Source organism: Hymenobacter terrigena (genome assembly GCF_054776515.1).
This window is the reverse complement of record NZ_BAAHBU010000001.1, coordinates 1,357,021-1,375,567: the sequence shown is the minus strand read 5'-3', so window position 1 is coordinate 1,375,567 and position 18,547 is coordinate 1,357,021. Positions and strand designations below refer to the sequence as shown.

At 63.0% G+C, this 18,547-nt stretch carries 16 protein-coding genes; 9 read left to right on the top strand and 7 right to left on the bottom strand.

The genetic code is table 11. From position 1 onward, the window contains the following. Position 1: 1 nt before the first annotated feature. The 6 genes from paaC (at position 2) to ACYU7Q_RS05620 (ending at position 6,209) form a co-directional block, all read left to right on the top strand. A complete protein-coding gene (gene paaC, locus ACYU7Q_RS05645) occupies positions 2-805 on the top strand; it encodes a 1,2-phenylacetyl-CoA epoxidase subunit PaaC (RefSeq protein WP_460608452.1) in 804 nt (267 codons plus the stop codon). After that, positions 799-1,308 carry a PaaD family protein gene (gene paaD, locus ACYU7Q_RS05640; protein ID WP_460608451.1) on the top strand — a complete coding sequence of 170 codons (510 nt, stop codon included), beginning with the start codon at positions 799-801 and terminating at the stop codon, positions 1,306-1,308. Before paaC ends, paaD begins: the two co-directional genes overlap by 7 nt. 47 nt (positions 1,309-1,355) lie before the next feature. Beyond that, positions 1,356-2,141, top strand: coding sequence for a Clp protease/crotonase-like domain-containing protein (locus tag ACYU7Q_RS05635; protein ID WP_460608450.1), 786 nt, complete (start codon positions 1,356-1,358; stop codon positions 2,139-2,141). Beyond that, positions 2,138-3,313, top strand: a complete 1,176-nt coding sequence (locus ACYU7Q_RS05630) for a 3-hydroxyacyl-CoA dehydrogenase NAD-binding domain-containing protein (RefSeq protein WP_460608449.1) — start codon at positions 2,138-2,140, stop codon at positions 3,311-3,313. Before ACYU7Q_RS05635 ends, ACYU7Q_RS05630 begins: the two co-directional genes overlap by 4 nt. A gap of 72 nt (positions 3,314-3,385) precedes the next feature. Beyond that, positions 3,386-5,449, top strand: coding sequence for a phenylacetic acid degradation bifunctional protein PaaZ (gene paaZ / locus ACYU7Q_RS05625; RefSeq protein ID WP_460608448.1), 2,064 nt, complete (start codon positions 3,386-3,388; stop codon positions 5,447-5,449). Position 5,450: 1 nt separating this feature from the next. After that, entirely contained in the window at positions 5,451-6,209 is a 759-nt protein-coding gene (locus ACYU7Q_RS05620; RefSeq protein ID WP_460608447.1) for an enoyl-CoA hydratase/isomerase family protein, read from the top strand. Positions 6,210-6,300: 91 nt separating this feature from the next. Here ACYU7Q_RS05620 and ACYU7Q_RS05615 read toward each other — a convergent pair whose 3' ends face one another. From ACYU7Q_RS05615 to ACYU7Q_RS05605, 3 genes are read right to left on the bottom strand one after another with little or no spacing between them, the layout of a single operon-like run. After that, the gene (locus ACYU7Q_RS05615) at positions 6,301-6,753 is read right to left on the bottom strand and encodes a nucleoside deaminase (RefSeq protein ID WP_460549944.1); all 453 of its coding nucleotides are present in this window, start codon (positions 6,751-6,753) and stop codon (positions 6,301-6,303) included. Positions 6,754-6,763: 10 nt separating this feature from the next. Next, the gene (locus tag ACYU7Q_RS05610) at positions 6,764-9,784 is read right to left on the bottom strand and encodes a PD-(D/E)XK nuclease family protein (protein ID WP_460608446.1); all 3,021 of its coding nucleotides are present in this window, start codon (positions 9,782-9,784) and stop codon (positions 6,764-6,766) included. 54 nt (positions 9,785-9,838) lie between these two features. Further along, entirely contained in the window at positions 9,839-10,297 is a 459-nt protein-coding gene (locus ACYU7Q_RS05605) for a BLUF domain-containing protein (protein WP_460608445.1), read from the bottom strand. Between the two features lie 172 nt (positions 10,298-10,469). On the opposite strand from ACYU7Q_RS05605, the gene ACYU7Q_RS05600 reads away from it, so the two are divergent. The 3 genes from ACYU7Q_RS05600 to ACYU7Q_RS05590 all read left to right on the top strand — a co-directional run bounded on the left by ACYU7Q_RS05600 (position 10,470) and on the right by ACYU7Q_RS05590 (position 13,843). Beyond that, positions 10,470-11,423 (top strand): DUF3078 domain-containing protein, encoded by a 954-nt coding sequence (locus tag ACYU7Q_RS05600; RefSeq protein ID WP_460608444.1) that lies wholly within the window; start codon positions 10,470-10,472, stop codon positions 11,421-11,423. A 151-nt stretch (positions 11,424-11,574) separates the two neighbouring features. Beyond that, complete coding sequence (locus ACYU7Q_RS05595) at positions 11,575-13,020, top strand: hypothetical protein (protein WP_460608443.1); 1,446 nt, start codon at positions 11,575-11,577, stop codon at positions 13,018-13,020. Between the two features lie 22 nt (positions 13,021-13,042). Then, positions 13,043-13,843, top strand: coding sequence for a peptidoglycan recognition protein family protein (locus ACYU7Q_RS05590; RefSeq protein ID WP_460608442.1), 801 nt, complete (start codon positions 13,043-13,045; stop codon positions 13,841-13,843). A 32-nt stretch (positions 13,844-13,875) separates the two neighbouring features. On the opposite strand, the gene ACYU7Q_RS05585 is transcribed toward ACYU7Q_RS05590, so the two are convergent. Genes ACYU7Q_RS05585 through ACYU7Q_RS05570 form a run of 4 tightly spaced genes read right to left on the bottom strand, consistent with a single transcriptional unit; the run spans position 13,876 to position 18,541 of the window. Continuing rightward, on the bottom strand, positions 13,876-15,375 hold the full coding sequence (locus ACYU7Q_RS05585) for a DUF6056 family protein (protein ID WP_460608441.1): 1,500 nt from the start codon (positions 15,373-15,375) through the stop codon (positions 13,876-13,878). 6 nt (positions 15,376-15,381) lie between these two features. Next, positions 15,382-16,440: a Gfo/Idh/MocA family protein gene (locus tag ACYU7Q_RS05580; RefSeq protein ID WP_460608440.1), complete on the bottom strand. Its 1,059-nt coding sequence runs from the start codon at positions 16,438-16,440 to the stop codon at positions 15,382-15,384. A gap of 9 nt (positions 16,441-16,449) precedes the next feature. Further along, positions 16,450-17,601, bottom strand: coding sequence for a DegT/DnrJ/EryC1/StrS family aminotransferase (locus ACYU7Q_RS05575; RefSeq protein WP_460608439.1), 1,152 nt, complete (start codon positions 17,599-17,601; stop codon positions 16,450-16,452). A gap of 43 nt (positions 17,602-17,644) precedes the next feature. After that, entirely contained in the window at positions 17,645-18,541 is an 897-nt protein-coding gene (locus tag ACYU7Q_RS05570) for a glycosyltransferase family protein (RefSeq protein ID WP_460608438.1), read from the bottom strand. Positions 18,542-18,547: the final 6 nt, after the last annotated feature.

Genomic DNA, 18,547 nt, shown 5'->3' with positions numbered 1-18,547 from the left:
TATGCAGTTTGCTTCTTCGGAAAACCCAGCTCTGGCCACATATGCGCCGGCGGTGCGGCAGCAGTTGTTTCAGTTCGTGCTGCAGTTGGCCGATACCAGCCTGATTCTGGGCCACCGGCTCAGCGAGTGGTGCGGGCACGGGCCGATTCTGGAGCAGGATTTGGCCATGGCCAACATCGCGTTGGACTTGCTGGGCGAAACCCGCAGCCTCTACCAATACGCTGCTGAGCTGGAAGGGCAGGGGCGCACCGAAGATGACTTGGCCTACCTGCGCAGTGCCACCGAATACCGCAACCCGCTGCTGGTGGAGCAGCCCAACGGCGACTTCGCCGATACCGTGGTGCGGCAGTTTCTGTTTGATAACTTCCACTACCACTTCCTCAAGCAGTTGCTGACCAATGCCGATGAGCGGCTGGCGGCCATTGCGGAGAAATCTCTAAAGGAAGCCACTTACCATTTGAAGTGGAGTTCGGAGTGGATTATACGGCTGGGCGACGGCACGGAGGAAAGCCGCCGCCGAGTGGAAAAAGCTATTGCAGAGCTGTGGCGCTTCTCGGGCGAGCTGACCACGCCCACGGCACTGGAAAAGGAGCTGCAAACGGCTGGCCTCATTCCGGATTATGCTGATATTCAGGTAAAGATGGCTGACCACGCCGAGCGCGTGCTGACAGAAGCTACGCTTTCTATTCCCCAACAGGTATTTATGCTGACGGGCGGCAAAGAAGGCCGCCACACCGAGCACCTAGGTTACATCCTGACCGAGCTGCAGTACATGCAGCGCACCTTTCCCGGCCTGACATGGTAGCGCCCGCGCCTCCCACCGAAGCCCACATCTGGCAGCTGCTGGAAGAAGTGACCGACCCCGAAGTGCCGGTGCTCAGCATCCTGGACTTGGGCATTGTGCGGGCTGTGCGCGTGGAGGGCGACCATATTACCGTGACCATTACGCCCACGTATTCGGGCTGCCCGGCCATGAATGCCATTGCTACCGATATCCGGTTGCGACTATTGGCCGCAGGCTATACCAAGCTGACCATCAATAATCAACTTAGTCCGGCCTGGACTACTGATTGGATGACGAAAGCCGGCCGCGAGAAGCTGGAAGCCTACGGCATTGCCCCGCCGATTGACGGCACGGCCAGCGGCCATGTTCTGAATCTGTTCGGGAAAGAAACCGCTGTGCGCTGCCCGCTCTGCAAGTCGGAGCACACGCACCTGGTCAGCCAATTTGGGTCGACGGCGTGCAAGGCGCTGTATCAATGCGACGACTGTCGTGAGCCGTTCGATTATTTCAAATGCCACAGTTGATTGAATGCACGCTGCCAACCGGAGCATTCTCCAATTCTTTTCATCCTATGCCCGAAAACAACCCCCTAATTTTCTCGCTGGAAGACGGCGTCGCCACCATCCGCCTCAACCGGCCCGAGGTGTTTAATAGCGTGAACAAGCCGCTGGCGCTGACGTTTCAGCAGCATTTGCGTGATTGCCAGGCCAATGCCGAGGTGCGAGCGGTACTCATCACTGGGACCGGCCGGGCGTTTTGCGCGGGGCAGGATTTGGCTGAAATCACCGGGCCTGATAGTCCGGAGGTGGCGGAAATTGTGGAGAAGCATTACAACCCCATTATTCTGCTCATTCGGGAGCTGGATAAGCCGGTGGTGGCGGCCGTGAACGGCGTGGCGGCCGGTGCAGGCGCTAATATTGCCCTGGCCTGCGACATTGTAGTGGCCAAAGAATCAGCGTCTTTTATTCAGGCATTCAGCAAGATTGGGCTGATTCCGGACAGCGGGGGGACGTATTTCCTGCCTCGCCTCATCGGAATGCAGCGGGCCAGTGCACTGATGATGACCGGCGACAAAGTAAGTGCCGCCGAAGCCGTGCAGATGGGCATGATTTATAAAGCCTTCGCCGACGAGACGTTTGACCAGGACGTGGCCGCGCTGGTGCGCAAGCTGGCCGCCATGCCCACCAAAGGCCTGGCTTATACCAAGCAATTGCTGAACAGCACGTTTGCCAACGATGTGGCCCAGCAGCTGCGCGCCGAGGGCGACTACCAGCTCCGCGCCGGCAACACGACCGATTACCGCGAAGGCGTCGCCGCTTTCCTCGAAAAACGTCAACCCAGCTTCACTGGCCAATGAAAACCATCGGCATCATCGGTTGCGGGGCCATGGGCGCCGGTATTGCGCAGGTGGTGGCCACGGCCGGCCACCCGGTGCGCCTGCTCGACCAGCACGCCGGCGCGCTGGAGCGCGCCGTTTCCGGCATTCAGGATAGTCTGAATAAGCTGGCCGCGAAGGGCAAGCTGACCAGCGAAGCGGCCGAGGCCGCCGGCAGTCGCCTGCACGCCACTTCCGACGTGCAGGATTTCGCAGATTGTGACCTTGTTATCGAGGCCATTGTGGAGGATTTGGGGGTGAAGCAGCAACTTTTCCGCAAGCTCGAAGGCGTGGTTTCAGCCGGTTGTGTGCTGGCCAGCAACACCTCGTCGCTGTCGCTGACATCGATTGCGGCGGCCTGCCAGCGGCCGGAGCGGTTTGTGGGCATTCACTTTTTCAACCCGGCTCCCATTATGCAGCTGGTGGAGGTGATTCCCGCTGTCCAAACGCGGGAGGGATTGGCAGAAGAAATCAAAGCCCTGGTTGCCAGCTGGAACAAGCTGCCCGTGCTGACTCAGGACACGCCGGGCTTCATTGTGAACCGCGTGGCGCGGCCGTTCTATGGCGAGGCCATCCGAATAATGGAAGAAGGCATTGCTGACATGGCGACCATCGACTGGGCCATGACGGAGCTGGGCGGCTTCCGCATGGGCCCGTTCGCGCTGATGGACTTTATCGGCCACGACGTGAACTACCGCGTGACGGAATCTGTCTTCACCGCCTTTTTCTACGACCCGCGCTTTAAGCCGTCGTTCTCCCAAAAGCGGCTTTTTGAGGCTGGCTATTACGGTCGCAAGTCGGGGCGCGGTTTCTATAACTACGCCGCTGATGCCGCGCAGCCTGAGCCCATCCGCGACAAAACCCTCGGGCGCCTGATAGTAAACCGCATCGTGGCCATGCTTATCAACGAAGCCGTGGATGCATTGGCCTTGAACGTAGCCACGGCTACCGACCTGGAACTGGCCATGACCAAGGGCGTGAACTACCCCAAAGGCCTGCTGGCCTGGGCCGACGAGCTGGGCCCCACTACCGTGCTGGGCACCCTCGACAGCCTCTACGCCGAATACCACGAAGACCGGTACCGCGCCAGCCCGCTGCTGCGCCGCAAAGCCCGCACCCATCAGCTATTCCTAGCTCCGGAGCACGCACTCTAGCGCAAGGTGTAGCTTGCTCATAACGAAATGATTATCCTGCGCGAGCTAAAGCTTGTGCTACACTGATTTCTCATGACTCCCATCCTCGAAAACTACACCCTCGGCCGCTGGACGACCGGCGGGAATTCGCCCCAGGAACTACTCGATGCCAGCACCGGCGAAGTCATTGCCCTGGCCAATACGGAAGGCTTCGACTTCGAGAAAATTCTTGATTATGGCCGCCGCGTGGGCAACCCCAAGCTGCGCAAAATGACCTTCCACGAGCGGGGACGGATGTTGAAGGCTTTGGCCTTTCACTTGCAGGAAAAGAAGGAGATTTTTTATGAGCTGAGCTACCGCTCCGGTGCCACCCGGGCCGATTCCTGGATTGACATCGAGGGCGGCATCGGCAACCTGTTTGCCAATGCTTCGCTACGGCGCAAGTTTCCCGACAAGCCGTTTTACGTAGAGGGCGAGCCGGTGGGCCTGAGCAAGGGCGGTACTTTCATGGCCCACCACCTGCTGGTGCCGCGCGAGGGCGTGGCCGTGCACATCAACGCCTACAACTTTCCCATTTGGGGGATGCTGGAAAAAATCGCGGTGAACCTGCTGGCCGGCATGCCCGCCGTGGTGAAGCCGGCCGTGCCCTCGGCCTACCTCACCGAGGCGGTGGTACGCGAAATCATCGCCTCCGGCATTTTGCCCGAAGGCGCGTTGCAGCTGGTGGTAGGCTCGGGTCACGGCCTGCTCGACCACGTTACGTACCAGGACGTGGTCACCTTTACCGGCTCGGCCGCGACAGGGCGCAAGCTGCGCGCTCATCCGCGCATCATTGAGGAGGCCGTGCCGTTTACCATGGAGGCCGACTCCCTCAACGCCGCTGTGCTGGGGCCCGACGCGAAACCCGGTACGCCGGAATTCGACTTGTTCGTGAAGGAAATCCGCAAGGAGATGACGGCTAAGTGCGGGCAAAAGTGCACCGCCATTCGCCGCGCCATTGTGCCCGAAAATCTGCTGGAGGATGTGCAAATTGCTCTAGGCAAGCTGCTGGCGCAGACGACGGTGGGCCACCCCCAGGCCGAGGGCGTGCGCATGGGCGCACTGGCCGGCCGGGCGCAGGCCGAGATTTTCCGCGAGCGGGTGCGGCACCTGGCCCAGAACACGCCCATTGTGTACGGCGACCTGGAAAACGTGGAGCTGCTGGGCAAGGAACGCGGCGCTGACTATGCCAAGGGTGCCTTCACTTCGCCCATCGTACTGCTAAACAAAGAGCCTTTCAAGCACCTCGACAGCCACGAAATCGAAGCCTTTGGCCCGGTGGTGACCCTGATGCCTTACCACGATATCGACGAAGCCGTGACGCTGGCCAACATGGGCAAGGGCTCACTGGTGTGCTCGCTGGCCACCAACGACCCGCGCACGGCGCAGGAGTTCGTGCTGGGCGCGGCTACGCACCACGGCCGCATCCTGGTGCTGAACAACGAGATGGCGAAGGAAAGCACCGGGCACGGCTCGCCGCTGCCACAGCTTATTCACGGCGGCCCCGGCCGGGCCGGCGGCGGGCAGGAGATGGGCGGCATCCGGGGCGTGGAGCACTTTATGCAGCGCGTGGCTTTGCAAGGCTCGCCGAGCATGATTACGGCCATCACCGAGGTGTACCAGACCGGCGCGAAGCAGGTGGAATATGACAAGCACCCCTTCCAGAAATACTTCGAGGAACTGGAAATCGGCGAAACCTACACCACCCACAAGCACACCGTGACCGAGGCCGATATTGCCAACTTTGCGGGAATTTCGGGCGATAATTTCTACGCCCACGTCGATGCTACTTCCCTGGAAGGCACGCTCTTTACCGGCCGCGTAGCCCACGGCTACTACGTGTTGAGCAAGGCAGCCGGCATGTTCGTGGACCCGCGCAAAGGCCCGGTGCTGCTCAACTACGGCCTCGACGAATGCCGCTTCACAAAGCCCGTGTACCCGGGTACCACCATCGGCGTGAAGCTGACGGTGAAGGAAAAGGTGGGCCAGGAAAAGCGTGATGAAAACGACATCGCCAAAGGCATTGTGCGTTGGCTGGTGACGATAACCGACGAAACCAGCGAAACCGTGGCGGTGGCGACGATTTTGACGATGGTAAAAAAGAAGAATCAGGAATAATATGAGCACCCTCACTGCCGGCCATGTCCTGGCCGAAACCGATGCCGCGGGCATCACCACCATCACCTTTTTTCACCCTTCGCACAACTCACTGCCCAGCCGCGTGCTGAACGATTTGGCCCGGGCCATCACCCGAGCCGGGCAGGACGAGGCCACGAAAGTCATTGTGCTGAAAAGCGAAGGCGACCACACATTCTGCGCCGGAGCCAGCTTCGATGAGCTGCTGACCATTGAAACCAAAGAGCAGGGGCTGGAATTCTTCTCCGGCTTTGCGCGGGTGATTAATGCTTGCCGCACGGCCCCGAAAATCATCATCGGGCGGGTGCAGGGCAAGGCCGTGGGTGGCGGCGTGGGCGTGGCCGCCGCTACGGATTACTGCTTCGCCACCCAGCACGCGGCCGTGAAGCTGAGCGAGCTGGCCGTAGGAATTGGACCGTTCGTGGTAGGACCAGCCGTGGAGCGCAAGATTGGCACATCGGCCTTCCAGCAGCTGGCGCTGGATGCGGGCGAATTCCGTTCGGCTGCCTGGGCGAAGCAGAAGGGCTTGTATGCCGAAGTAGTGGAAGATGTGGCCGCTCTGGATGCCGCAGTTGCCACTTTTGCCGCTAAAATGGCGACTTACGCGCCGGATGCTGCTCGGGCAATGAAGCAGGTGTTCTGGCAGGGCACCGAGCATTGGGATACGCTGCTGACCGAGCGCGCCGGCATAAGCGGCACGCTGGTGCTGTCGGATTTCACCCGGCGCGTGCTGCGGAAGTAGCGCGGTAGAAGGGAAGCCGAACAAAACGGAGAACGGTCATGCTGAGCGCCGCCGAAGCATGACCGTTCTCCGTTTTGCTTTTTAGGAGGCCTTACAGCTCCATAATATCCTCGTTCCAGAGCGTGGGTTCGGCTTCGATGAACTCATTCATCATGTCCACGCACTCCTGGAGGTCCAAATCCACCACTTCTACGCCGTGGCTTTCGAGGAAAGCGCGGGACTCGCCGAAGGTGCGCGACTCGCCCACCATCACCTTGGGGATTTTGAACTGCACGATGGTGCCGGCGCACATGTAGCAGGGCATCAGCGTGGTGTAGATGACAGTGTCGCGGTAGCTGCGTTGGCGGCCGGCGTTCGTCAAACAATCCATTTCGCCGTGTTTGATGGCGGAGTCTTCCTGCACGCGCTTGTTGTGGCCCTGGCCGATGATTTTGCCGTCGCGCACGAGCACGGAGCCGATGGGAATACCGCCCTGCGAGCGGCCCAGGCGGGCTTCGTCGATGGCGGCTTGCATGAATTCGTCTTTGGTGTTTTGGTCTTGCATGGGTGGGAAATTAGCGTGCGCAGATGCCCTTGTAGGGGCAATACTCGCACTTGGTGAAGTCGTCGGTTTTGCGGATGGGCTCGGTGGGGTCGAGGATGCGCAGGGCAATTTTACGCACTAAGTCTTCGGAAACGGTTACGAAGTCTCCGCCGCCGTCGGTGAGGAAGCTGAGGTCGGCGGAGAGCAGGCCTTCGTCGATGTTGCGGAGGGAGAGGATGGATGTATCGGCCGTTTCGCGCTGCACCGTGTGGGCCAGCATGAGACGGTAGAGCCAGAGCTGGCGCACCTTGTCGGCGCTGCTGCTGGGCTCGTGGAGGAGGCGGTCCACGGCTTCGGCGGGGCTGAGCTTGTCGCGGTAGCCGCGCAGTTGGAGGTCGCTCTTTTTCACGAGGCCGGATTTGTAGTCGACCACGCGCAGGCGGCCGTCGGGCAGTTCGTCTACGCGGTCGGCAAAGCCGAACAGGCGCACGGCCAGCGGCTCGGGCTGGCCCGGCACATCCACGAAAACAGTGGCGGCCAACTCCTTTTCCAAGCCAAAGAGGCGGATGGGCAGCAGGCCGGGCTGCTCGGTCAGGCTTTCCAGTAAGCGCACCACGAGGCGCGTGGCGACTTGGCCGTACACGTGGTTCAGGCCTTCGTCGGCGCGGGCATGCTTTTCGGTGGCTTCCTGGCGCAGGGCGCGCTGCACCTCGGCCGGGGCCTGGCGGATGAGCTCGGGGATGTCCTCGGCCGTAATCTGACGGGCATCCTGATGGAAGGGCAACATCAGGTTTTCCAGCGCCTCGTGCACCATCGTGCCGAAGCTGCTGGCCTCCAGGGTTTCTTCCACGGCGTCGTTTTCGTGGAAGCGGGCCACTTTCGAGAAGTAAAACCGCAGCGAACAGGCCAGGAAATCGTTGAGGCGCGAGGGCGAGATGTTGCGCTCCAGCACGCCGCGCAGGGCGGCCAGCATTTCGGGGTCTTTTTCGAGAATGAGGTCGCCCTCGTAAGGATTCACGCCGACCTCCACTTCCGGGCCCGCAACCGAAACGGTCAAATCTTCGAGCGTGAGCTGCGGGTTCTGGGGCAATAAATCGTTTTGCAATTGCAGCAGAAAGCGGCTGCGCTCGCCGCTCTTCATGCCCTCGGCGCCGGGCAGCACGTGCACCAAATCAACCCGCTGCGCTCGTTGCAATAAGCGCCAGAAGTTGTAGGCCGTGATGGCCTCGGCATCGGCATAAGTGGGGAGGTTGGCCGCCGTTAGGACGTCGTAGGGGAACAGCGACTGCTGGCGCTTAGGGGCCGGCAGCACGCCCTCGTTGCAGCTGAGGATGATGAGGTGGTCGAAATCCAGGGCCCGGGTTTCGAGCAAACCCATTACCTGCACGTCGGCCAGGGGCTCGCCGGAGAAGGGCAGGCGGGTGCGGCCCATTTGCTCATACAGGAAGCGGCGGAAGGAGCGCACCGACAGGCGCTGCTCGCGGCAGTCGAAGGCCGAATCGAGCTGCTTGACGAGGGTGTAAAACAGGTACAGATACTCGGAGCCGAGGCTGGCTTCGCGGTCGGTGTCGGCTACTTCGGCGGCGTACACCTGGCGCAGCAGGTCGATGACGGTGTAGCAGGCGGCGATGATATCGTCGCAGTTGTCCCAGGTTTTGAACAGGGCCTCGATGAGCGGGTGGTGCGCGCCGAGCTTCAGCAGCTCTTCGGCAGGCAGCAGCACGGCGTTGAGGCGCACGATTTCGCGGCAAACCTGGTCGAGGATGCCGTGGTACTGGGGCTGGTCGACCTGCTGGTCCTGCCAGTGCTGGTAGCGGCGCAGGAAGGGGTGCGAGAGCAGCTTGGTTACGGCCAGGTGGTGGTAGCGCGGCACGCCGTAGCCGGTTTCCTGGCTGCCCTCGCGGATACCGGTGAGGTGCACTTCGAACAGCAAATCGACCAGGTTGAACAGGGGCGTGGCCTGGAAGCTCAGGCCCATAGTCACGTTGTAGTCGGGCACTTCGTCGGGCGGCAGGCCGTGGAGCACGGGCAGGAGCAGGGTTTCGTCGGGCAATACCACGGCCACAGTGGCATCGGGGTAGCGCTGACGGGCTTCGGCCAGGAGCTGGCCGGCCAGCTTGCCTTGCATGCTGGGGTTGGCCACGCCCAGGTAGCGGATGTGGTGGGGCTGGCCGCGCAGCCATTCCACGCCCGCACCGAAGTTATCCAGCGGCAGTTTCCACTGCTCGAAATAGCGGCGCAGGTGCTGGCCGGCGCGGTTGGGCGAGCCAGCTTCGAGGTAAAACGGGTCGGCATCGAAGCGGATTTCGGCCCGGCCGGCGTTCATCAGCAGGCGAACCAGCTTTTCCTCCGACTTCGACAAATTGCCCAGGCCCACGAAAACGTGGCGGGCGGGTTCGGGCTTGGCCGGGTCTTTCAGGTCCTTCTCCAGCTTCTGTACGGCCAGGCGGTAGGCCAGGCCGGGGTAGGCGAGGTGGTTGGCCTTCATGCGGCGCTGTAGCTCGTGGTACACCCGCTCCAGCTGGTTCCAGAAGCTGAAGGAGTGCGCGGCGGCCTGGCTTTTGGGCGGCAGCTCGGCCAGGTCCCAGCGCTCCAGGGCCTTGGCTTCGCTCAGGTATTCAAAGACTTTGTGGGTATCGGCCAGGTTCTGGTCGAGGTTGGAGAAGTCGCTCAGCAGCAGGCCCGCCCAGCCCACGAATCTATCGAAATCGAGCCCGGTGTCGATGCCTTTCAGGATGTCATAAAGCAGCAGTTGCAGGGCAATGGGCTCCTCCACCTGCACGCCGGCCAGCTCCACCATGTAGTCTTCCATGGCGGCTACGCGGGGTGCCCACAGCGGCGCGCCGCCGGGCAGGGCCAGCGCCAGCTCATTCTTCAGATACACCACGGCGCGGCGCGTGGGCACGATAACCACGATGTCGGACAGCTCATCGGTGGGGCCGGAACCGTAGCGGTCCAGCAGCTCGCGGGCGGTGGCGGCCAGGAAGGAAATGGGGGCCGCGCCCGGCGTGACCGGAGCAGCAAAGGGGTAGGGGGCAGGCGGAGCAGGCATTGGGGTAAAGATACCAACCCGGCGAGTCGCTTGAAGGCCGGGCCGCCCGCCGCACTAAATGAGCGGGTGTTCCAGCCAGGGTTCCACCTGGCACTGGGCCACGAAATCGCGCAGCAGCGCCAGCAGCTCGGGGCGGGTGTGGGGGCGCGGCACCAGCAGGCCCGGCGAATCGGGGGGCACGTAGCCCAGCAGGGTGCGCAGGTGCTGGGGCTGCGCCACGCGAAAACCCATGCTCCACTCGGCAAAGGCGCGGTACTTACAGGGACCTTCGCTGAGCACCCGGCAGCTGAAATGGCGCGGGTCGACGGCGATGTGTTGGTAGTAGAGCCGCCGCACGGCCTCGGGCGAGCCTTCCAGCACTTGTAGAAAGCGCCCGTCGGGGGTGTAGAGCAGCAGGCCGGTGATGCCGTCGCGCAGGTTGTTGGTGCGGCATTGCGTGAGCAGCGCGACTAGTTCCGGAGTATCGAAGGGCACCAGCGACTGGCTCTGATAAATGAGTTGATACAATCGCATACGCTTCAGTAAAGGGTGAAACAATGACTCCTTAGTTGTCACGAAACAATGGCTGCCCGCTCCTGGTGCAGAAATATATATAGAATAACTTATGTAATCATGGGCTTGGGTGCTGAATAGATTAGCACGACGCAACGCCGTTATTTACTTCCGTAACCAATCTTTCCCTGCCATGAAACAACTCTTCCCCCTCGCCCTGTCTGCCCTGGCCGTCCTTGCCCTTGCCACCCCCGCCGCCGTGGCCCAGACCACGCCCGCGGTTATTCCGGCCCCCGCCCCGCCGGCCGAGCCCGACCCGCTCTGGCACAAATCCCTCAAAACCGGCCTCGGCCTCAACGAAGCCCTGCTCAGCACCAACTGGCGCGGCGGCGGCGTCAACACCATCGGTTTCAATGCCCTGTTCAACGCCAAGGCCAACCGCAAAAGCGGCGTGCACAGCTTCGACAACGAAGCCGATTTCCTCTTTGCCTTCTCCCAAACCAAGGGCTTGGGCTACCGCAAGGGCCAGGATCGCCTCTTCCTCGATACCAAATACGGCCGCGCCCTCACCGAGCGCTGGGACATGTTCCTGTCGCTGAACCTGCTCTCGCAGTTTGCCCCCGGCTACAAGTACGACACCGATGCCGCCGGCAACGACCGCACCCAACTCACCTCCGATTCTTTCGCGCCGGCCTTCATCACGGCCGCTTATGGCTTCGAATACCATCCCACCACCTATTTCCACGTGCGCCTTTCGCCCTTTGCCCCGCGCCTCACGGTGGTCAACCGCGTCGACCGTTTCGTGGCCGCCCTCGGCGACCGGCCCTACGGCGTGAACCCCGGCCACAGCACCCGCTTCGAGGTGCTGGCCGCGCAGGTGCTGGCCGAATACGACCGCAACATCAGCCCCAACGTCAACCTCAAGGCCCGCTACGTGCTATTCGCCAACTACGAACACCTCAATTTCAAGGAAATTGACCACCGCCTCGACGTGGCTCTCACCGCCAAAGTGGGCAAGTACGTCAACGTGGCCCTCAACGGCATCGCCCTCTACGACTACGACCAGGACCACAGCATTCAATACTCGCAGGGCCTCACCATCGGCGTGGCCTACGCCTTCCAGAACTTCGTGGATGCGAAGAAGTAAGCCCCTGTATTCAGGCGGCTAAGTGCAGGAGGAAAATTTGTCAGACGAAAATTCCTTCGGTCCGAATTCGGTGTATATTTCGGTGCCTTTTTACTGCGATTACGGGCTGAAAAAGAAAAATTTAGCCTGTACTCCGCGTTATTTTTTCTGCATGATAGATTCTACCCGTCGCTGGAAGCGACGGCCCGCCGCGTGGCTGGCCGCCGGCTTCCTAAGCTTTGTGTTTGCGCTGTGCGCTTACCCCGGGCAGGCTGCTCCTGGCCCCACGCCGCGCATTCTAAAGCTCTACAATACCGCCGACCCCAAGCAGGACTCCGTGTTTGCCCTGGAAGCCTACATCACCCTGGAGGTGGCCGGCCTGGCGCGCTACATGCGTGATGAGGAGGCGCGCCTGATGCGGGGCCAAATGGACCCCGGCAAAGCCCGGGCGCAGGCACGACGGCTGGTGCTTTACATCGACGATGCCCCGCTGATTGGGATGCCGCCCGAGTCGATGCACACGCTGCCCCCAGTCAATAACGCGCGGCCCGCCGCCCCGCTCGATTCCGGCCGGGTGGCCGTGCCGGCGGCGGATACGCTCACCAAAGTCATCTTCCACCTCACCCGGCACCAAAGCACCAACCCTTACTGGAACGTGGTGTACAGCTCGCCGTGGGAGTTTGCCCACCCCGCCAAGATTGGGCTGGGCTACGATGACCGGGTGATTACCAACTTATACCCGCAGGAATCCATCCGGCTGAAGCTGGTGCGGCCGGTGGCGCTGGCCGTAGCCCTGGCGGTGGTGGCGCTGCTGGCGCTGGCCATCGTGTTGCTGGCGCACAAGTCGTGGCTGCTACGCAACGCGGTGCCCAACTGGACTTCGCCGGCGGGCAAGGAGCCCATGTTCAGCCTGGCCAAAAGCCAGCTGGCGTGGTGGACCTTCCTAGTGTTGGCCTCCTACCTGCTCATCTACTGCGTGACGGGCGAAATGACGAATATTTCCACTACCACGCTGGAACTGCTCGGCATCAGCGCGGGCACGGCCGGGCTGGGCAGCCTACTGGGCCAGCCCGCGGCGAATGCCTTGGCTCCACCACCACCGCCCAGCCGGGGCTGGTGGCTCGATATGCTGACCGACGACCAAGGCGTGAGCATCCACCGCTTGCAGCAGGTGGCCTTCACGTTGCTGCTGGGCTACCTGTTCGTTCGCACCGTGTACAAAACCGTGGCCCTGCCTGAGTGGAACGAGAACGAAATTCTGCTGCTGGGCATCAGCAGTGCCACGTACCTGGGCCTGAAATCGCAGGAAAACAAAACGCCGGAAAACCAGCTAGTGACGGCCGATGCTACTAGCTTCGGCCCCCTGGCCAAAGATGCCGGACTGACGGTCTCCACCGTGGCGGCCGAAGCGCCCGCCGTGGTGGGGACGGTGAACAGGAACGGCGCAACCGCCGCTCCATCCGCCGAAGCGGCCAGCGACATCCCCGCCGAATCATCGGCCGACCCGGTGACCGGGGCCGTGCAGTTCCGCGCCGAGGAAGACATGGGACCCGATGCCCCCGCCAACGACCTTGACAACCTGGACCCGACCGAAAGTCCGAACCAGATTCCGGGCTGATTTCCTTTTTGCTTTTCTCGCCATGCGTTTGTTTCCCGACCTCGAATACCCCATCCTGGCCCGCTACCTCACCACGCCCAGCAAGCGCCGGGCGGGCCTGCTCATGCGCCAGAAAGTACGGTTTCTGGTGGTGCACGACACCGGCAACAGCGGCTCGACGGCGGCCGGCAACGTTAGCTATTACGAGAGTTCGCGCAATGCCCTCAGCGCTTCGGCCCACCTGTTTGTGGATGACCGCCAGATTCTGGAGTGCGTGCCCGCCCTCACCGGCCCGCCCGAAAAGGCCTGGCACGTGCTTTACAGCATCAGCGAAGACAACCGCCGCTACGGCTGCAATGCCAACGACGCAGCCATTGGCGTAGAATATTGCTTCGGGCCGAACATCAATGCCGACGAGGCCTACCGGCGTTTCGTGTGGGTGCTGGCCTATGCCTGCTGGAAATTCAAACTCGACCCGGCCCGCGACATTGTGGGCCACCACATCCTCGACCCCGCCCGCAAAACCGACCCCAAATCGGGCCTCGCCCGCAGCCACCGCTCCTACGCCCAATTGCTGCTGGACGTGCCCGCCGCCTACGCCCGCTACACCGGGCAAGCTGCCGCCCTGCCCGCCCCGCTGGCCGAAGTAACCGGTACCGTCACGGCGCGCACGGCCATCAACGTGCGGCGGGGCGAGCCGTTCCGGCGGGCCCCCGCCCGGCTGGTGGCGGCCGGTACCAAGCTGCCCTTCCTGCGCACGGTGCAGGGCGAGCGCGTGAACGAAAACGCCGTGTGGTACGCCCTGCCCAACAACGAGTTTTGTTGGAGCGGAGCCGTGGTTTGAGGTCGCCGTGCCGTCAGCCTTGCTGTTCTTTGTTAATGAACGTTAACGTCAAAGCTGTCCAGGTAGGGTTTGCGTACGCTCAGCGAATCAACCTGGTACCAGTCGGCCACGGCGCGGTTGAGGTGGGAAGCCGGATTGGCTCCCAGCGGCTCTCCCAGCACCAGGATGTGATGCGGCAGCAGGTTCTGGAATCCTTCGACCACCACCGTGCGCTGCCCCCGGGCCCGGGCCGTCTGAATGGTGGCGGCTCGGGCCTCGCTCTGGGCTTTCCAGGATGCCGCGTTTTCCAGCCACTCCCGCCACGCGTTGCGCTCGGTGCCGCCACCCGCCAGTAGCGCCACGTACAGCAACGCGGGTAGCCGCAGCGAAGCCAGCCAGCGCCGCCGCCGGGCCTGAGCAGGACTGAGCTGGTCGGGCAGCGCGGCCCACAAAGCCAGCAGCCAGCCGCTCAGCAGCCAGAACCACAGAAAATTGAGCGAGCGCACGGCTGGGTAGCCCTGCCAGGTTCGGCTCAGCAGCAGAAAGGCGGCAAGCAAGCCCGCCAGTACCACCCCCAGGCTCCGGGCCAGCGGCAGGCGCAACGCGGCGGGCCGCCAGTGCCGCGTGCGGTAGCCCAGCCGGGCCAGCAGCACGGGGGCCACCACCAGCGCCGTGAGCTGCCGGGGCTCGGTCAGGAACATGGCCATGACCGCAACGGCCCGCCCAACGACACGCACCATGCCCGGCGCCGCCTTGCTCTCGTAGGCCATGCGGGCGAAGTTGCCGGGGGCCAGCACGGCCACCGCCCCGGCCGCAGCCGTCAGGAGCAGCAGGGCCAGCCAGGCCCGCCGGCTGCCATCCGCGCCGCGCCGCCACGCCAGCACCGTGAGCACGGCCAGCAACCACAGCAGCAGCACCAGCGCCAGTTCATTGGAGCCCGCTACGCCCACCGCCGCCCCGGCCGCCACGCCATACCACGCCGCCCGGGCCAGGGCCGTAGTGGCCAGCCCCGCTCGCAGCACCGCCACCGGCACCAGCACCAATAGCAGCGCAGCCACTTGGTATGTGACGGTACTGGCAAACCAATAAAACCCGGAATTCACGCTGGGCATGGTGTAAAGCTGCCCCAGCAGCCACGCGCCCGACCACGCCAGCGCCGCGCCCCAGCCCAGGCGCGCGGCCGTGATGGTGCGCAATGCCAGCGCTTGCACCCCCGCCGTGGCCCCAAACAAGGCCAGCGCAAACCAGCGCACGCCCGCGTCCCAGCCATAGGTGAGCGGGTTGAGGGCCGTGAGCCACAGCCCGGCGGTGTAACGGCCGGTCCAGGTGGTGTAAAGGTGGCGTAGGGCGGGCAGCGCGCCCCGGTCGCGGGCCAGGGCCGCGTTGCCGTAGTCGTCCCAAAACGGCTGGTTGTAGCCGCACAGCGCCAGATACGGCAACAGGAGGACTGCCAGCGTCAGAAAAATGCCTGTCCGCTTATGGGCCAGCACCCAGCGCAAACCCGCTCGCAACCTCGGGCTCTTGGTATAATCGGAGTGGCGAGCAGGGAGCATAAGCGCTTAGTGCGAGCGGGAAGTATTGCCGGGGGCGGCTGGCCGCAGCGCATAAATCCGTTCAATTATTTCCACCACCTTCAGGCCTTCCAGCGCATTCGTTGTAGCAAAACTGCGGCGCTGCACGGTGTCCACCACGTTTTCGATGACTTGGACATGGTTGGCGGCCGAGCCTTGGAAGGGGCCGTAGTCGTTGGCGGGGCTGGTGGGGGGCAGCGCGGGCAACTGGTAGTCTTCGAGGTGGCAATACTCCACTTTGTCCATGTACTGGCCGGCAATGCGCAAGCTGCCGCGCTCGGCCACCACGGTGAGGGAGCTTTCGAGGTTGCGGTCCCACACGGCAGTGCTGTAGCTGAGGGTGCCGCTGCCGCCGCGCAGCAGGTCGAAGGTGACGAGGCCGCTGTCCTCAAATTCTGTCAGGCCTTCGTGCGTGAAGTCGCGGAACCGGGCCGAGATGTTGGCAATATCACCGAATACCCAGTACAGCAAATCGACGAAATGGCTGAACTGAGTGAACAGGGTGCCGCCGTCCAGCGCCTGCGTGCCTTTCCAGCCGCCGGGCTTGTAATAGCGCGCATCGCGGTTCCAGAAGCAGTTTAGCTGCACCAGAAACACCTGGCCCAGGCGGCCTTCGTCGTAAATCTGCTTCAGCCAGGCCGCCGGCGGCGAATAGCGGTTTTGCATCACCCCAAACACCAGTTTGCCCGTTTGCAGGGCCGTGTGCACGATGGTTTCGGCATCGGCTTTATGCAGGGCAATGGGCTTTTCAATGACAACGTGCAAGCCGTGTCGCAGCCCGGCCACCGCCTGCGGGGCGTGCAGGCCGTTGGGCGTGGCCACGGTGAGCACATCGGCGGGCGGGCCGGTTTGCAGGTATTCGTCCAGCGAAGCGAAGAAGGGCACCCCCGGAAACTCCCCCGCGAGGCCGGGCTGAAGGTCGGCGCGCACGTCAATCAGGGCCGCCAGCGCGGCACCCTCGTGGCGCGAAACCAGCGCCGCGTGGCGGCGGCCAATGTGGCCCACGCCGCAAATGGCAAAACGAACTGCAGGGGTAGAGTTGCTCACGAAACCGAATTATTTTCCAAAGAAAGCCCCCACGCACCCGATGATATACTCCTGCTGCTCCGCCGTCAGCAGCGGATGAATGGGCAGCGACAGCACCGCCCCGCACAGCCGCTCCGCCACCGGAAACTGCCCCGCCCGGTAGCCCAGATAGGCATAAGCCGGCTGCGCGTGCACCGGCAGCGGGTAGTAAATCATGGTCGGTACCCCGCAGCTTTTGAGAAAATGCTGAAGTTCATCGCGCCGGCCAAGATGCTCTATCTGAATGGTGTACTGATGAAAAACGTGGCTGCTGCGCGCCTCCCGCACCGGGATGGTAATGCCGGCCACACCCGCCAACGCAGCATCGTAGCGGGCGGCCACGGCCTGGCGGGCGGCTGTGTTGGCGGGCAGCCGCTGCAGCTTCACCCGCAGCAGGGCGGCTTGCAGGGTGTCGAGGCGGGAGTTGAGGCCGATGCGCTGGTGGTGGTATTTGCGACTCTGGCCGTGGTTGGCGAGCTGGTGGAGCAGGGCCGCGCGGGTTGCGTCGCGGGTGAGGAGCGCGCCGCCGTCGCCCAGGCCGCCGAGGTTTTTGGAGGGGAAAAAGGACGTGGTACCGATTTCGCCCACCGCGCCAGCAAAGGCAATTTCCCCGCTCTGAAATTGAAACGTTGCCCCGATGGCCTGGGCATTGTCCTCAATCAGGGCCACGCCGTGGCGTTGAGAAATCATACGCAAGGCTTCCAAATCGGCGCATTGCCCAAACAGATGCACGGCCACAATTGCGCCCGTGCGCGGGGTAATAGCCGCCGCTACGGCGGCCGGGTCGATATTAAACGTGTCGGGCCGCACATCAACCAGCACCGGTTTCAGGCCCAGCAGGGCGGCGGCTTCCAGCGTGGCCACGTAGGTAAAAGCGGGGATGATAATTTCGGCCCCGTCCGGCAACTCCAGGCTCATCAGGGCCAGGGTGAGGGCGTCGGTGCCGTTGGCGCAGGGGATAATGTGCGCGCCACCCAGATAGTTGCCCAACTCGGCCGCAAACTCCCCCACGGCCGGCCCCTGAATAAACGTGGCCGTATTCATCACTTGCTGCATGGCCTCGTTCAACGCCGGTTGCAGGGCCGCGTGTTCGGACGCCAAATCGAGCAAATGAATGGGGGAGGGCGGGGCGGGAAGAATCAAAACGGAGATGGAAAAAGAGGGCTGCCAAAGATACCGAGCAAACTCAGGCCAGTTCCCGCAGCAGCCAGAAGAGTTTCAGCAAATCGAGCAGCCGCAGCCGCGGCGCGGCCGAAAGCAGCTGCTGGCGCAAGGCCGGCACCGCTGCCCCCAGCGTGGCACGGGCCGCCGGGGCCAGCCCCAGCCGACGCAGGCGCAAAGCCATTTGCAGCAGGCGCGAATCGGTACCCAAACCATCCTGGCGGTATACCTGAGCCAGGTTGCGCACGGCCTGCTCGCTTTTCTGCAGGAACAAGGCGGCTGGTTCCAGGCCATCGTGCCGCACCGGGTTATCAATGTGCAGGATGGCGACCCGCGCCGCCGCCAGCTCTACGCCAAATTTGGTGTCCTCGTGGCCGTAGCCGGTCAGGCGCTCATCAAGCGGGAACTGCCGGAAAATATCGGCCCGAATCAGCGCATTATTAATGGTGAGCTGGCCGTAAGGCGCGGCCTGGCGCACGGCAGCGGGGCGGGCTTCGCGGACCTCGCCGTAATGCCAGCGCAGGAACAAGGCCGGGTCGGCGGGCGGTGCGGCTTCGTAGCAGGTGCCGCCGATGAAGACGGCTGCGGTGCCTAGCAAGGCGGCGTAGCGGGCCAGAAATTGATTGTCGGGCAGCAGACTGTCGTTGTCCAGCAGCAGGAGCCACTCGTGTTGCGCACTGGCGGCCAGTTGGTTGCGGATGGCGGCGCGGCCCACATTCCGAGGCAATTCCCGGTAGTGCACACCGGGCAGGTGGGCCAGTGGGCGGTTCAACCCACGAAATTCCTCACTGGAAAAATCGTCCAGTAGTAAAATTTCTACCGGGCCGGGCCAGTCGGTAATTTGGGCGAGCAGCGAATTAATTAATTCCCCAACGGCGCGATTATAAACCGGAATTAAAACGGATAAACCGGCGGCTGCCATCGGTGA

Excerpts from the sequence above, each read along its gene's own strand:
- ACYU7Q_RS05570 (WP_460608438.1), bottom strand. The coding sequence starts at position 18,541 with ATGGCAGCCGCCGGTTTATCCGTTTTAATTCCGGTTTATAATCGCGCC.
- ACYU7Q_RS05585 (WP_460608441.1), bottom strand. The coding sequence starts at position 15,375 with ATGCTCCCTGCTCGCCACTCCGATTATACCAAGAGCCCGAGGTTGCGA.
- ACYU7Q_RS05635 (WP_460608450.1), top strand. The coding sequence starts at position 1,356 with ATGCCCGAAAACAACCCCCTAATTTTCTCGCTGGAAGACGGCGTCGCC.
- ACYU7Q_RS05630 (WP_460608449.1), top strand. The coding sequence starts at position 2,138 with ATGAAAACCATCGGCATCATCGGTTGCGGGGCCATGGGCGCCGGTATT.
- paaC (WP_460608452.1), top strand. The coding sequence starts at position 2 with ATGCAGTTTGCTTCTTCGGAAAACCCAGCTCTGGCCACATATGCGCCG.
- paaZ (WP_460608448.1), top strand. The coding sequence starts at position 3,386 with ATGACTCCCATCCTCGAAAACTACACCCTCGGCCGCTGGACGACCGGC.
- ACYU7Q_RS05605 (WP_460608445.1), bottom strand. The coding sequence starts at position 10,297 with ATGCGATTGTATCAACTCATTTATCAGAGCCAGTCGCTGGTGCCCTTC.
- paaD (WP_460608451.1), top strand. The coding sequence starts at position 799 with ATGGTAGCGCCCGCGCCTCCCACCGAAGCCCACATCTGGCAGCTGCTG.
- ACYU7Q_RS05600 (WP_460608444.1), top strand. The coding sequence starts at position 10,470 with ATGAAACAACTCTTCCCCCTCGCCCTGTCTGCCCTGGCCGTCCTTGCC.
- ACYU7Q_RS05615 (WP_460549944.1), bottom strand. The coding sequence starts at position 6,753 with ATGCAAGACCAAAACACCAAAGACGAATTCATGCAAGCCGCCATCGAC.
- ACYU7Q_RS05595 (WP_460608443.1), top strand. The coding sequence starts at position 11,575 with ATGATAGATTCTACCCGTCGCTGGAAGCGACGGCCCGCCGCGTGGCTG.
- ACYU7Q_RS05590 (WP_460608442.1), top strand. The coding sequence starts at position 13,043 with ATGCGTTTGTTTCCCGACCTCGAATACCCCATCCTGGCCCGCTACCTC.
- ACYU7Q_RS05610 (WP_460608446.1), bottom strand. The coding sequence starts at position 9,784 with ATGCCTGCTCCGCCTGCCCCCTACCCCTTTGCTGCTCCGGTCACGCCG.
- ACYU7Q_RS05620 (WP_460608447.1), top strand. The coding sequence starts at position 5,451 with ATGAGCACCCTCACTGCCGGCCATGTCCTGGCCGAAACCGATGCCGCG.